The 13,854-nt window shown below is 66.6% G+C and carries 16 protein-coding genes; 11 read left to right on the top strand and 5 right to left on the bottom strand.

The annotated features are described in order from the left end of the window. The first annotated feature begins 106 nt into the window (after positions 1-106). From BFF94_RS04875 to BFF94_RS04865, 3 genes are all read left to right on the top strand, one after another. On the top strand, positions 107-820 hold the full coding sequence (locus BFF94_RS04875; RefSeq protein ID WP_128850723.1) for a PadR family transcriptional regulator: 714 nt from the start codon (positions 107-109) through the stop codon (positions 818-820). A gap of 38 nt (positions 821-858) precedes the next feature. Then, positions 859-1,680 (top strand): siderophore-interacting protein, encoded by an 822-nt coding sequence (locus BFF94_RS04870; RefSeq protein WP_128850725.1) that lies wholly within the window; start codon positions 859-861, stop codon positions 1,678-1,680. A gap of 182 nt (positions 1,681-1,862) precedes the next feature. Next, positions 1,863-2,096, top strand: coding sequence for a hypothetical protein (locus BFF94_RS04865; RefSeq protein ID WP_128850727.1), 234 nt, complete (start codon positions 1,863-1,865; stop codon positions 2,094-2,096). Positions 2,097-2,122: 26 nt separating this feature from the next. Here BFF94_RS04865 and BFF94_RS04860 read toward each other — a convergent pair whose 3' ends face one another. Next, positions 2,123-2,704 (bottom strand): phosphatase PAP2 family protein, encoded by a 582-nt coding sequence (locus tag BFF94_RS04860; RefSeq protein WP_128850730.1) that lies wholly within the window; start codon positions 2,702-2,704, stop codon positions 2,123-2,125. 442 nt (positions 2,705-3,146) lie between these two features. On the opposite strand from BFF94_RS04860, the gene BFF94_RS04855 reads away from it, so the two are divergent. From BFF94_RS04855 to BFF94_RS04840, 4 genes are all read left to right on the top strand, one after another. Continuing rightward, positions 3,147-3,887 carry an acetoacetate decarboxylase gene (locus BFF94_RS04855; protein WP_121862696.1) on the top strand — a complete coding sequence of 247 codons (741 nt, stop codon included), beginning with the start codon at positions 3,147-3,149 and terminating at the stop codon, positions 3,885-3,887. A 52-nt stretch (positions 3,888-3,939) separates the two neighbouring features. Beyond that, entirely contained in the window at positions 3,940-4,725 is a 786-nt protein-coding gene (locus BFF94_RS04850) for a 3-hydroxybutyrate dehydrogenase (RefSeq protein WP_174433619.1), read from the top strand. 123 nt (positions 4,726-4,848) lie between these two features. Next, positions 4,849-6,066, top strand: coding sequence for a patatin-like phospholipase family protein (locus tag BFF94_RS04845; RefSeq protein WP_162285524.1), 1,218 nt, complete (start codon positions 4,849-4,851; stop codon positions 6,064-6,066). Between the two features lie 60 nt (positions 6,067-6,126). Then, positions 6,127-6,591: a hypothetical protein gene (locus BFF94_RS04840; protein WP_128841381.1), complete on the top strand. Its 465-nt coding sequence runs from the start codon at positions 6,127-6,129 to the stop codon at positions 6,589-6,591. A gap of 69 nt (positions 6,592-6,660) precedes the next feature. On the opposite strand, the gene BFF94_RS04835 is transcribed toward BFF94_RS04840, so the two are convergent. Continuing rightward, positions 6,661-7,545 carry a LysR family transcriptional regulator gene (locus tag BFF94_RS04835; RefSeq protein WP_219139049.1) on the bottom strand — a complete coding sequence of 295 codons (885 nt, stop codon included), beginning with the start codon at positions 7,543-7,545 and terminating at the stop codon, positions 6,661-6,663. A gap of 120 nt (positions 7,546-7,665) precedes the next feature. On the opposite strand from BFF94_RS04835, the gene argC reads away from it, so the two are divergent. After that, positions 7,666-8,604: an N-acetyl-gamma-glutamyl-phosphate reductase gene (argC, locus tag BFF94_RS04830; RefSeq protein WP_128841382.1), complete on the top strand. Its 939-nt coding sequence runs from the start codon at positions 7,666-7,668 to the stop codon at positions 8,602-8,604. A 116-nt stretch (positions 8,605-8,720) separates the two neighbouring features. On the opposite strand, the gene BFF94_RS04825 is transcribed toward argC, so the two are convergent. Beyond that, positions 8,721-9,644, bottom strand: a complete 924-nt coding sequence (locus BFF94_RS04825; protein WP_128841383.1) for a LysR substrate-binding domain-containing protein — start codon at positions 9,642-9,644, stop codon at positions 8,721-8,723. 117 nt (positions 9,645-9,761) lie between these two features. Between BFF94_RS04825 and BFF94_RS04820 the strand changes: the two genes are divergently transcribed. Then, the gene (locus tag BFF94_RS04820; RefSeq protein WP_128841384.1) at positions 9,762-10,847 is read left to right on the top strand and encodes a tartrate dehydrogenase; all 1,086 of its coding nucleotides are present in this window, start codon (positions 9,762-9,764) and stop codon (positions 10,845-10,847) included. 488 nt (positions 10,848-11,335) lie between these two features. Here BFF94_RS04820 and BFF94_RS04815 read toward each other — a convergent pair whose 3' ends face one another. Then, positions 11,336-11,815, bottom strand: a complete 480-nt coding sequence (locus BFF94_RS04815; protein WP_128841385.1) for a nuclear transport factor 2 family protein — start codon at positions 11,813-11,815, stop codon at positions 11,336-11,338. 64 nt (positions 11,816-11,879) lie between these two features. Beyond that, complete coding sequence (locus BFF94_RS04810) at positions 11,880-12,485, bottom strand: TetR/AcrR family transcriptional regulator (protein ID WP_128841386.1); 606 nt, start codon at positions 12,483-12,485, stop codon at positions 11,880-11,882. Positions 12,486-12,667: 182 nt separating this feature from the next. Here BFF94_RS04810 and BFF94_RS04805 point away from each other — a divergent pair, with 182 nt between their 5' ends. Both BFF94_RS04805 and BFF94_RS04800 read left to right on the top strand, forming a co-directional pair. Continuing rightward, positions 12,668-13,306 (top strand): GNAT family N-acetyltransferase, encoded by a 639-nt coding sequence (locus BFF94_RS04805; RefSeq protein ID WP_128841387.1) that lies wholly within the window; start codon positions 12,668-12,670, stop codon positions 13,304-13,306. Continuing rightward, the gene (locus BFF94_RS04800; RefSeq protein WP_128841388.1) at positions 13,303-13,719 is read left to right on the top strand and encodes a hypothetical protein; all 417 of its coding nucleotides are present in this window, start codon (positions 13,303-13,305) and stop codon (positions 13,717-13,719) included. The genes BFF94_RS04805 and BFF94_RS04800 overlap by 4 nt, the downstream gene beginning before the upstream one ends. Positions 13,720-13,854 lie beyond the last annotated feature (135 nt).

Raw genomic sequence — 13,854 nt, 5'->3', positions numbered from 1 at the left:
CCAGCACAAGCACGCGCCCCCATCCCGCCCCCAATAATTCTCCTTGACGACCTATCTTTCGATATATATCTTTAGATATGTTTTACGACATATATAGGACACGATCATGCGACACAACCACTTCCGCGGCCATGCCCGATGCGACGGGCCTAGTGCGCATGCCGGCCCTGACTGGTTTGCCGGTCTCTGGTACGCGATCGGCCGCCACCGGCGCGGCCACGATCCGTTTGGCGGTGGCGGCCCGTTCGGCGGCCGGGGCGGACGCGGCGGCTTTGGCGATTTCGGCGACGACGGCATGCCGCGCGGCCGCCAGTTCAGCTCCGACGATCTCCAGTTGCTGCTGCTCGCGCTGGTCGCCGAGCAGCCGAGCCACGGCTACGAACTGATCAAGGCACTCGACACGCGTTCGAACGGTTTCTACAGCCCGAGCCCCGGCATGGTGTATCCGGCGCTCACGTATCTCGAGGAAGTCGGCTTCGTCGCATCGCAGGCGGAAGGCAACCGCAAGCGCTATGCGCTGACCGACGCCGGCCGCGCACACCTCGACGCGCAGCGCGAACGCGTCGACACGCTGTTCGCCCGCCTCACGCACCTCGCGCGCAAGATGGAGTTCATGCGTCGCGCGTTCGCCGGGGAATCGGCGGGCAACGAAACGCAGGACGAAGCGCAGGCCGGCTGGCTGCCGGAGTTCGTCGAGGCGCGCCTGGCACTCAAGCGGGCGCTGCTGCACAAGAGCGCCGCCGATGCCGACGAACAGCGGCGCATCGCGGCCATCATGCGCCGCGCGACGGCCGAAATCGAAGGCGGCGCCGGCGCGTGATCCGCGCCGTCCCGTCTAAACATAAGGAGAACGGATTGATGCAGAACACATCCGAGCGCACCGTGACCCGCGTGCGCCACACCCTCAAGTTCCGCCTGCTGCAGGTCCTGCGCGTGCACGCCGTGACGCCGCACCTGCTGCGCGTCACGCTCGGCGGCCCCGATCTCGCGGATTTCGAATCCGCGTCGTTCGACGATCACGTAAAGGTGTTTTTCCCGCCACCCGGCGCCGAACGGCCAGCAATGCCGACGCTCGGCGCAAACGGCCCCGAGTTTTCGGAAGGCGAACCGAAGCCGGTCGCGCGCGACTTCACGCCGCGCCGCTTCGACCGCGCCGCCGGCGAGCTCGATCTGGAATTCGTGCTGAACCATCCGGGCCCCGCGTCGCAGTGGGCCGCACAGGCTCGCGTCGGCCAATGGCTCGGCATCGGCGGCCCGCGCGGTTCGTTCGTCATCCCGACCGGTTTCGACTGGCATCTGCTGATCGGCGACGATACGGCACTGCCGGCCGTCGCACGGCGTCTCGAGGAATTGCCGGCCGGTGCGCGCGCGGCGGTCGTGCTCGAAGTCGCGGATCGCACCGCGCAGATCTCGTTCGATACGCGCGCCGACGTGCATGAAATCTGGCGCTTCCGCGCGGAAGCCGACGCGGCTGAAGGCGATGTGCTGTTGAACGCGGTCCGCGACCTGCCGCTACCGCCGTCCGGCGACGGCTACGTGTGGGCGGCCGGCGAAGCGCTGTCGATGCGCGCGGTACGCCAGCACCTGACCGGCGAGCGCGGCGTCGACAAGTCGCGCATCCGCGCGGCGGCTTACTGGAAGCGCGGCGCGGCGGCCGTTCACGAAACGCTGGAAGACTGACGCGTACGGGCATCCGGCATACGGGCCCCCGGCATACGAGCACCCGGCTCACCGACGGGCGACGCAACCGTGGCGCCGGCGCACCGACGGGCTTGGCAGCGGCATCGCGGCTGGTATATATCTGTGTCTGCGACGCCGCTGTCGGGCGACAGCCGCCGCAGCCCGCCCAGGAGCGCCCGGTCATGACAAAAGAAAGCCACGCTTCGCCTTTCCTTCGCAACCTGAAGATCGCCGGCTATTGCGGCCTCGCCGCAGTGGGGCTCGCACTGTTCATCGCGATGTGCGCGATCCTGAAGGAAAGCGCCCTTGAGCGCGACGCCGCGCAGCGCCCGGCCGATACGCCCGAACTGCACGATGCGGGCGGCGGCCCGTCCGCATCGGCCGAATCGGCCGAATCGGCCAAGACGCCCGGCTGACGGCGTCCTGCCCGGTTTCCTTCCGCTTACGGCGCGTGCCGGCGCCCCATCACGACAGCGTGCACCGAATCGCCGAACCGTTCGAGCAGCGCGGTCACGCGTTGCCCGTACAGGTGCGCGGCCAGCGCGCCTGCCGTGCCGACCAGCACGCCGCCCGCCATGTCGAACGGCCAGTGCACGCCCGCATACACACGGCCCCACGCAATCGCCACGGCCATCGCGGCCGTCACGACCCCGGTGAGCCGGGTCGTGCCGCCGAGCATCAGCCCGACGGCCATGCTCCACGCGAACGTCATGTGATCGCTCGGAAACGAGCTGTCCGGCGCATGCGGAATCAGTTGCGTGCCGACGCCGGCCATGAACGGGCGCGGCGAGAACCAGAAATGTCCGAGCACCTGTGCGAGCGCGAGCGCCACGCACACGCCGACGCCGGCTTCGATCGCCTGGCGCCGCGTCGGGCGCGCGCCGAAGATCCAGGTCAGCAGCAGCATTGCGGGCAGCGCATAGACGAGCCAGTCGGCGGCGAAGATCGCGAGGCGGGCCACGCCCGGCTGCGGTGCAACCCCGGCGTTGAGGGCGGAAAAGAGGGTGAGATTGAGGTTCTGCATGAATCCGGTTGCGTGGGGCGTAAAAAGTCGGCCGGTTGCCCGGCCGGATACGAACGATGCTAGGGCGCACCCGCTTAAGCGATGCTTAATGCGGCTGCCACACGGGACGAAGCCCGCTGCGGCGAACGCACTTAGAACCTGCGCCGCGACGCAAGTTCACACAATTGTCATACTCTCGCGCGACTGTCTCCCGTAAAGGCTCACCCCGCCTCCCGTAAAGACTCACCTTTTTCACATCATGGCGTCACCGACGTGTGCGACCATTGGGCCGCCGGGTGCCATTCAGGCCGTTTGCATCGTTCGTCTCAATATTCACGCCGCAAATTGTGCGAAATCGGCAACAATTAATTCCATATGCGGCATCGCACAACGGCAACGCACAGGCATAGGATTACGGGCTTAGAGCACTCATCCACGAAGCGATCAACAACAAGGAGTCCGCATGAAACCGAGCGATGTCCGATCGAAAGCGTTTGCGATGCCGTTGACCAGCCCTGCCTTCCCGATGGGCCCGTACCGTTTCGTCGATCGTGAGTTTCTGATCATCACCTACCGCACCGATCCGGATCGTCTGCGCGAAATCGTTCCCGAACCCCTGCAAATCACCGAGCCGCTCGTGCATTACGAGTTCATCCGCATGGCGGATTCCACCGGCTTCGGCGACTACACCGAGAGCGGCCAGGTGATTCCGGTCGAATACAACGGCCAGGCCGGCGGCTATACGCTCGCGATGTATCTCGACGATCACCCGCCGATCGCCGGCGGCCGCGAGCTGTGGGGCTTCCCGAAGAAGCTCGCGTCGCCCACGCTGCACGTGAACACCGACCACCTCCTCGGCACGCTCGACTACGGCAAGGTGCGCGTCGCCACCGGCACGATGGGCTACAAGCACAAGGAACTCGACATCGACGAGCAGACCAAGCGTCTCGCCGGCCCCAATTTCCTGCTGAAGATCATTCCGCATGTCGACGGCACCGCGCGCGTCTGCGAACTGGTGCGCTACTACATGCAGGACATCAAGATGAAGGGCGCGTGGACGGGCCCCGCATCGCTCGAGCTGGCGCCGCACGCGCTCGCGCCGGTGGCCGACCTGCCCGTGCTCGAAATCGTCGAAGCCCGTCACATCGTCGCGGATTTGACGCTGGGCCTCGGCGAAGTCGTCTACGATTACCTGGCTCAGTAACACGTCCGCAGTCCTTTCTCCCTGTCAATCCTTTCACCACGGGAATTCGAACATGAGCAACCTGAATGGCAAGACCGCAGTCGTCACGGGCGCCGCGAGCGGCATCGGCAAGGAAATCGCACTCGAGCTCGCCAAGGCGGGCGCGGCTGTTGCGATCGCCGACCTGAACCAGGACGGCGCGAACGCGGTCGCCGACGAGATCAACAAGGCAGGCGGCAAGGCGATCGGCGTCGCGATGGACGTGACGAACGAGGAAGCCGTGAACAGCGGCATCGACAAGGTGGCCGAAGCGTTCGGCTCGGTCGACATCCTCGTGTCGAACGCGGGCATCCAGATCGTCAACCCGATCGAGAACTACTCGTTCTCCGACTGGAAGAAGATGCAGGCGATCCACGTCGACGGGGCGTTCCTGACGACCAAGGCCGCGCTCAAGCACATGTACAAGGACGATCGCGGCGGCGTCGTGATCTACATGGGTTCGGTGCACTCCCACGAAGCGTCGCCGCTGAAGTCGGCGTACGTGACGGCCAAGCACGGCCTGCTCGGTTTGGCACGCGTGCTGGCGAAGGAAGGTGCGAAGCACAACGTGCGCTCGCACGTCGTGTGTCCGGGCTTCGTGCGCACGCCGCTGGTGGACAAGCAGATTCCGGAGCAGGCGAAGGAGCTCGGGATCAGCGAAGAGGAAGTGATCAAGAAGGTGATGCTCGGCAACACGGTCGACGGCGTGTTCACGACGGTGCAGGACGTCGCGCAGACGGTGCTGTTCCTGTCGGCGTTCCCGAGCGCCGCGCTCACGGGCCAATCGTTCATCGTCAGCCACGGCTGGTTCATGCAGTAACTTCCCCGCCTCCCTGACGGGAGGCGATTCCCGCACCACCGATTATTCTCGAGATGGAGTGCCGTCTGTCGACGTCACTCCGTTCGCCTCCGCCATCAACGGCGGGATTTCTCGGAGCAACTGATGAAACCGCACGCCCGAACAGAAAAGCAGGCCGTCGATGCGGCGGACCTGCATCACGAAGCCGGCGCGCCGGCCGCCGCGCGCACGCTGCCGTACGAGACCATCGCGCTCGTCCTGCAGGGCGGCGGCGCGCTTGGCGCGTACCAGGCCGGCGTGTTCGAAGGGCTGCACGAAGCGGGCGTTCCGCTCGACTGGATCGCGGGCATCTCGATCGGCGCGCTCAACACCGCGCTGATCGCGGGCAATGCGCCCGAGCATCGCGTCGCGCGGCTGCGCGAGTTCTGGGAAACGATCTGCCAGCCGGCGTTCTTCCCGACGGTTCCGGCCGCATTCGAATTCGCGCTGTTCAACAGCATCGACCAGATCCGCACGTTCTTCACCGCGTCGCAGGCCGCGAGCGCGATGATGCAGGGCCAGCAGGGCTTCTTCGTGCCGCGCTTCCCGCCGCCGATGCCGGGCGTGTCCGATCATCCGGAGAAGATCAGCTGGTACGACACGTCGCAACTGCGCACGACACTGCTGAAGCTGTGCGATTTCGACCGCATCAATTCGGGCGAAACCCGCGTGTCGGTCGGCGCGGTCAACGTCGGCACCGGCAACTTCGTGTACTTCGACAACTCGCGCATCCGTCTCGCGCCCGAGCATTTCATGGCGTCCGGTGCGCTGCCGCCCGCGTTCCCGCCCGTCGAGATCGACGGCGAGTATTACTGGGACGGCGGTGTCGTGTCGAACACGCCGCTGATGGAAGTGCTCCGCGCACGGCCGCGCCGCGACACGCTCGCGTTCCAGGTCGATCTGTGGAGCGCGCGCGGGCCGCTGCCGCGCACGATGGCCGACGTCGCCGAGCGCACGAAGGACGTGCAGTATTCGAGCCGCACGCGTTTCGTCACCGACACGCTGCAACGCGAACAGCGCTACCGCAACGTGCTGCGCCACGTGCTCGAACAGGTGCCGGAAGAGCAGCGCAAGAACGACCCGTGGTGCGTCGAGGCCGACGCGATGTCGAGCGGGAAGAAGTACAACATCCAGCACCTGATTTACCAGCAGAAGGCGTACGAGCATCACTACAAGGACTATCAGTTCGGTCTGTCGACGATGCGCGACCACTGGTCCGCGGGTCTCGACGACATCCGCAAGACGCTCGCAGTGAAGGACGGCCTCGCGCTGCCCGTCAACGATGCGGGCTTCGTCACGCACGACATTCACCGCCGCCGGTAATACCGTGTGCAACGGGCCGGTGCGCGACATGCGCCGGTCCGTCCTCTTCTCCGATTCGACATGCCGATTTTCATCGCACTGTTCGCGCTCATCGCCGCCGGATGGGGCGCGGTTCACCTGTTTCACGTCATCGCCGCGCAGTTCGGCCAGCCGGTCGCGATCGCGGCCGCCGTGCTCGCCGCCGCGATCCTGATCGCGCTGGTCGCATGGTGGATCAAGCGCCGCCGCGACATCGCACCGAACACGAAGGAAGAAGGCTGGACCCACATCGTGCATCGCGCGTGGGGCGAGCTGCGCGTGTCCGCGACGCAAGGGCTGCTGTGGCTGTCGCACGACGGCGCGGACGGCCGCTATACGCTGTCGCAGCTCGACGGCTGCGAGGCCGCGCCGATCGGCGGCCGCTGGCATCTGGTCGTGCGCGTGCGCGACGCCGCGCGCGGCGAATGGAAGCTGCCGATGATGGACAAGCGCGATGCGCAGCGCTGGGTGCGCGTGCTGATGCTCGCGAAGGACAACCGGCTCTGAAAAGACGTGCCGCGGATGCGCATGCGCGTCCGGCACGCACCGCCGCCGAGTCTCCCGCAAGCCGGCGCGCTATCGCGCCCCAAGCGCCCACAACGCATCGAGCACGTGCTGCGTCGCACGCTCGACCGGCCCCGCCCGATGGGCAATCCCCAGTTCCCGCCACAACGCCGGACGCAGCGCGCGCATGACGACGCGCGCATCCGGCAGCGGCGCGCCCGCTTCGTGCGGCAGCAGCGTCGCGCCGTAACCCGCGGCGACCAGGCTCTTGATCGCATCGTTGTAGTTGAGTTCGATCCGCGGCTCGGGCCGGTGGCCGCCGAGCGCGAACCATTCCGTCGTGAGCCGTGACAGGCGGGTGGTCGCATCGTTGAGAATCAGCGGACGGGCGGCCAGATAGGCCGGCGTCACGCGAGCCGGGAGCCGCCAGTCCGCGGGCAGAAAGGCCATCACCGGATCGCGCCGCCATGCGCGGATCGAAAGCCCCGCGACCGCCGTCTGCGGCAGCGCGACCAGCCCGACGTCGAGCGTGCCCTGCGCGATGCGCGCCAGCGTGTCTTGCGACGTGAGCACCGCGATCTGCACATCGATTTCGGGATGCTGTTCGCGCAGCCGGGCCACCGCCTGCGGCAACAAGTGCGCGATCGCCCCGGTCGATGCGCCGAGGCGCACGCGCCCGGTCAGTCCCTGCACCTGCCGCTGCACATCGTCCAGCGTGGATTCGACCTCGGCCAGCAGACGGCGCGCCCGCTCCACCAGCACTACACCGATGCTCGACGGCCGCACGTTGCCGCGCGTGCGGGACAGCAACGGCGCGCCGATGCGGCTTTCCAGTTCGGCGATGTGAAGACTGACGGTCGGCGGCGCGAGATGAAGCAGTTGCGCCGCCGCGACAAACGACCCGTGGTCCGCGATTGCGACCAGCGTGCGCAGACGGTCCAGGCTGATCTCCCGCATCCTCTCCCCCTCGTTCAAGAAAACTGAATCTGGCAGTCAGCAAATTCAACTTTTCCTATTCTAGGCGTTCGATGGACGATACGGTTTTCCCGACGACCGAACGCAAGGAACGCGACCATCATGAGCCACCCGACTGTCTATATCGACGGCGATCAAGGCACGACCGGATTGCAGATCCACGAGCGCCTGCGCGATCGCACCGACTTGCGGCTCGTCACGCTGCCGGATGCCGAGCGCAAGGATCCCGTGCGGCGCGCCGAGGCGATCAACGCAGCCGATATCGCGATTCTGTGCCTGCCCGATGCGCCCGCACGCGAAGCGGTCAGCTTCATCCGCAATCCGGCGGTGCGCGTGATCGACGCGAGTTCGGCCCATCGCACGCAGCCGGATTGGGTCTACGGCTTTCCCGAGATGGCCGATGGGCACGCGCGGAAAATCGCGCATGCGCGGCGCGTCACCAATCCGGGCTGCTACCCGACCGGCGCGATCGGCCTGCTGCGCCCACTGCAACAGGCCGGCCTGCTGCCGCGCGACTACCCGGTGAGCATCCACGCAGTCTCCGGTTACTCGGGCGGCGGGCGGACCGCCATCGACGAATTCGAATCGAACGGCGCGTCGCACGCGAAACCCCTACAGATCTACGGCCTCGCGCTCGCGCACAAGCATGTGCCCGAGATCCAGCTGCATGCCGGTCTCGCGCATCGTCCGTTGTTCGTGCCGGCTTACGGCGCCTATCGCCAGGGCATCGTGCTGACCGTGCCGATCGAGTTGCGCCTTCTCCCGGCCGGCGTGACCGGTGAGCGGCTGCATGCGTGTCTCGCGCACCATTACGCCGACGCACGCCACGTCGACGTCACGCCGCTCGCGGACACGCAAGCGATCGCGCATCTCGACCCGCAGGCGCTGAACGGCACCAACGACTTGCGGCTCGGCGTGTTCGTCAATGCCGATCACGGTCAGGTGCTCCTGTCCGCCGTGTTCGACAATCTCGGCAAAGGGGCATCCGGCGCAGCGGTGCAGAATCTCGACCTGATGCTCGGTGCGTCGAACGCGGCATGAGTCATGAGTCGTGCGCAGGCACCGTCGAAGGCCTGCCGGCCACGCGAATCGACGTCGCGGCCGGCGACACTTCGGTGTCTGCACATGCCCCCGTAAAACCTCACCTTTAGCCGTTCTCAGGCCGTGTCGTCGCCCGCCGCCGCATTCAAACCGGCCAGCGTCTCCGCCAGGAAATCCACGCACACGCGCACCTTCGCCGACGCCGCGACGCGTTCCGGATAAACGGCCCAGATGTTCGCGGGCTGGATCGCGTCCGGCAGCACGCGACACAGCGCGCCGCGTTCGATCAGCGGCCCGGCTTCCCAGATCGAGCGCAACACGATCCCGCGCCCGGCCAGCGCCCATTGCACGGCCACCTCGCCGTGGTTCGTCGACAGCGCGCCGCCAACCTTCACCGTCGCCGTTTCGCCGCGCACGTTCAGTCGCCAGACGCCGAGCGGGTGGTCGCGCTCCTTGATGGCAAGACAGTCGTGCGACGCGAGATCCGCGAGCGAGCGCGGCGCGCCGCGTCGTGCGAGATAGTCGGGCGAGGCGCACAGCACGCGGTAGTTGGCGGCGAGGCGGCGCGCGATCAGGCGATCGGCGATCTCGTCGCCGATGCGCACGTCGAGGTCGTAGCCTTCGCCCGCGACGTCGACGAGCCGGTCGAACAGATCGAGCCGCACGTTCAGTTGCGGATAGCGCGTGGTGAAGTCGAGCAGCGCCGGCGCGACGACATGCCGGCCGAAGCCGAAGCTGCTCGAAATGCGCAGCGTGCCGCGCGGCACCGTGCGCGTGGTCGACACGTCCTCGACGAGATGATCGACGTCGTCGAGAATCTTCTCGGCGTGCGCGAACACGCGTTCGCCGGCTTCCGTGACCGTCACGCGGCGCGTCGAGCGATGCAGCAGGCGCGTGCCGAGCTGCGCCTCGAGCAGCGCGATGCGCTTGCTGACATACGCGGGCGACACCGCGAGCTGCTCGGCGGCCGCGCTGAAGCTTGTCAGACGGACGACCAGGCTGAACACGCGCAGGTCGTCGAGGTTCGGCGATTTGTTCACGATTCGTGGAAAGTCGATTAACCTTTCGCGTGATTTTAATCCATATGGAAATAAATAGAATGACGTGACGGACCGCTGCCTCCCCCGGCAGCCGGTCGACCAGCCAAGGAGCTTTGCATGACCGACAGGACTTACAGAATTGCCGTGATCCCCGGCGACGGCATCGGCCGTGAAGTGATGCCCGAGGGCCTGCGCGCGCTCGACGCGGTGACCGCGCGCTTCGGCATCCGCTTCGACTTCGTCCGGATCGACTGGGCGAGCTGCGACTACTACGCGCAGCACGGCAAGATGATGCCGGACGACTGGAAGGCGCAGTTGTCGGGCATGGACGCGATCCTGTTCGGCGCGGTCGGCTGGCCCGCCACGGTGCCCGATCACATTTCGCTGTGGGGCTCGCTGCTGAAATTCCGCCGCGAGTTCGACCAGTACATCAACCTGCGGCCCGCGCGCCTGTTCGACGGCGTGCCGTCGCCGCTCGCCGGCCGCCACGCGGGCGACATCGATTTCATGATCGTGCGCGAGAACACCGAGGGCGAATATTCGTCGGTCGGCGGCACGATGTTCGAAGGCACCGAGCGCGAAGTCGTGATGCAGCAGTCGATCTTCACGCGTCACGGCACCGAGCGCGTACTGAAATTCGCGTTCGAGCTCGCGCAGCGGCGCGCGAAGCGCCTTACCGTCGCGACGAAGAGCAACGGCATCGCGATCAGCATGCCGTGGTGGGACGCGCGCGCGGCCGAGATGGCCGAACGCTATCCCGAAATCGCCGTCGACAAGCAGCACATCGACATCCTGTGCGCGCGCTTCGTACTGCAGCCGGATCGCTTCGACGTCGTCGTCGCGTCGAACCTGTTCGGCGACATCCTGTCGGATCTCGGGCCGGCCTGTACGGGCACGATCGGCATCGCGCCGTCGGCGAACCTGAACCCCGACCGCACGTTTCCGTCGCTGTTCGAACCCGTGCACGGCTCCGCGCCCGACATCGCGGGGCAGTCCATCGCGAATCCGGTCGCGATGATCTGGTCGGCGGCGATGATGCTCGACTTCCTCGGCAACGGCGCGGGCCGCGAACGCGAAGCGCACGACGTGATCGTCGCCGCGATCGAGAACGTGCTGCGCACGGGGCCGCATACGCGCGATCTCGGCGGCAACGCGGGGACGCAGGAAGTGGGCGAGGCGATCGCCGCACGGATTGCGGGCTGACGATCAGGCCCGGCGCGGATGTCCGCGCCGGGCAGCGCTTCACGAAGCATCAGGCGGTGAGCAACACGCGATGCGTTTGCGCACCCGTGCAGGTTCCGATGCATGCGTGTGAAGTCGAGCGGTGAGCAACGACACATCGCAACGCGCACTGTTTGCGCCGTCTCTCGTTGAAATCGATCCGATCGGTGAGTTGCACATCACGTTCATGCACACCGATCGTCAACGCACGGTCGAACCGGTGCGATCGGTGAGATGCATCGCGCGGTGAAGCACACCGCTGCACGTCGATCCGTGCATCACGCGATGCCGATGTGCGCGACATGTCCGCTTTACCCGGTGCGATGCCGCGTCAATCTGCTCGAAGCACACAGTCCGACGCGACATTTCACCTCGTCCCGAAAAATCTCACCTTCAGCGCATCGGCTCCCGAATTTCCTCACCGTCGAACCCGGTTGATGCGTTCGCCGATCCGCAGAACGGACGCGACATCACAGCCCGAGGTCGGACAGCTCGGGATGATCGTCCGGACGGCGGCCGAGCGGCCAGTGATAGAGACGATCTTTCTCGTGAATCGGCAGATCATTGATGCACGCGTGACGATGCGCCATCAGGCCGTTCTCGTCGAACTCCCAGTTTTCGTTGCCGTATGAACGGAACCAGTTGCCGGCGTCGTCATGCCATTCGTACGCAAAGCGCACCGCGATGCGATTGCCGCCGAACGCCCACAGCTCCTTGATCAGCCGATAGTCGAGCTCGCGCGTCCATTTCCGCTGCAGCAGCCCGACGATCTCGTCGCGGCCGGTCACGAATTCGGCGCGATTGCGCCATCGGCTTTGCGGCGTATAGGCGAGCGACACGCGTTGCGGGTCGCGCGTATTCCACGCGTCCTCGGCGGCGCGCACCTTCTGGCGCGCCGTCTCGAGCGTAAAGGGCGGAACGGGCGGGCGGACTTCGGGGGAAGCGGACATGGGGTTGCTCCTTTCTGGGTTCTGGCTGCGAACGAACGCAGCCGGTTCGGATTCGCTGCGTCGGCTACCGCGATACGGTATCGAGCAGCAGTTCGGCCGTCGCGCGCGCATCGCGCGCGGCGTTTGCATCGCCGCTGACGAGCGCCACGCCGATCGCGCCGTCGATCAGCACGAGCCACTGACGCGCGATGCGCGCGAGCCCGCGGCGCTCGATTCCCGTTTCGGCGGCATACGCGTCGAGCCGCTCGCGCACGAATGCCAGCAGGCGCGCCTTGTGCATGCGCGCGACGACGCGCACGGGATCGTCGGCGTCGGGTATCTCGCCCGACGCGTTCAGGAACGCGCAGCCGTGAAAGTCCGGCTGCCCGAACCAGTCGCGCAGCACATCGAACATGCCGAGCAACTGTACGCGCGGCGCGTTGCCGCGCGCCTGCGTTGCGTCGACGAACCAGCGCATCCAGCGCTCGTCGCGACGTTCGAGCGCGGCTACCACCAGCGCCTCTTTCGATTCGAAATGCGAATAAAAGCTCTTCCGTGCCGCGCCGGATCGCTTGACGATCGCATCGACGCCCGTTGCATGGATGCCGCCCGAATAGATCAGCGCTTCGGCCGCATCGAGCAGCCGGTCGCGAACGCCAGGTTCGCCGGAGGGGTCGTGATGTGTGTTCATGGGTTTACGGTAGAACGATCGTTCTCCATCGTCAACACCCGCGTGAAAAAGCCCTGCCGGCGAGAGGGCTGAATCGCGGCCTGGCCGCGCGACGCGGCCCGCCGCGTTTACGACATTTTTTCTTGAAGCGGATGCGCGACGCTCACTACACTTCGGTCACCCTGTCTGGGCGAAAGGACATCATGCAGCGACCGGAATCCGCGCGCCCCGCGCGCGCCTATGCGGCTTATGCGAAGCGGCTCGACGGCCGCGTCGTCGTGCGGCGCTTCGACCCGCGCAGCGATTCGTACGACGCGCTGACCGCGCTGCTGCATCGCGCGTTCGCGCCGCTCGGCGCGTTGGGCTTCAACTGCCCGTGCGTCGATCAGCCGGTATCGGCGACGCGCGAACGCGTGCTCGCCAGCGAGTGCTTCGTCGCGCTCGGCAACGCGCATCTGGTCGCGACGATGACGATGCTGTCGCACGATCCCGATTCCCGCTGCGATCCGTATCGCAGCCGGCGCGTCGCGACGCTCGGCCAACTGGCCGTCGACCCTGTCTGGCAGGATCGCGGCATCGGCCGCTCGCTGCTCGCGTTCGCGCAACGGCGGGCCGCCGCGCGCGGCGCGACGCATCTCGCGCTCGACGCGCCGTACACGGCGGTCCGGCTCGTCGACTTCTATCGCCGCGAAGGATTCCAGCCGGTCGACGTGATGCGCTTTCCGGGACACAACTACGACAGCACGATCCTGTGCAAAGCCGTCAGCCTCGCGAACGACCGCATGCGTGTCTGCGACACGATGCAGATCGACGTCGCGCGGCAAGCCGGTACGGCGTCATGAAACACGAGGTGCCGAAGCGCGATGACGGCGACGATCGCGCACGGCTCGACGTCCGGCATGCACGCGTGCGTGCGGCGCTGCGGCTGCGCGGCGTGATCAAGCTGACGCTCATCACGATCGCGGTTGCGCACGCACTGACGTTCGCGTTCGAAAGCCTGCTGGTCGCGGCCGGTTTCGCGCCGGACGCGGCGACGTTGCTGCTGTTCCGCTTCGTGACGTGCGCGCTCGTCAGCTTCTGGCTGCAGGCGGATGCGTTACGCGCATATCGGTACGCGGCGCAACACGGGTTCGTCACGGTTCCCGGCCCGCACGGCGATGCGGTCGACGTTGCGCCGCAGTGCCCGAAACGGTGGCTCGTCGTGTTGAGTCTTCAGCTCGAACCGCGAGGGTTGAACGGTGACCGAATCAAGTAGCGGCCTGCGCACCGGTCGATGCCGATTGCATCGCGCATGAGTGAGTCGCAACGACGCTCGCGGACTCACGGTTGAAGTCCCGGTTCGGCGCGGCATCGCATCCGGCGTGCAGCGAACGATCGCGCGGCAAGCGAA

The organism is Burkholderia catarinensis (assembly GCF_001883705.2).
Taxonomy (GTDB): domain Bacteria; phylum Pseudomonadota; class Gammaproteobacteria; order Burkholderiales; family Burkholderiaceae; genus Burkholderia; species Burkholderia catarinensis.
Note: the sequence above shows the minus strand (reverse complement) of the source record. Positions and strands in the feature narration are given on the sequence as shown.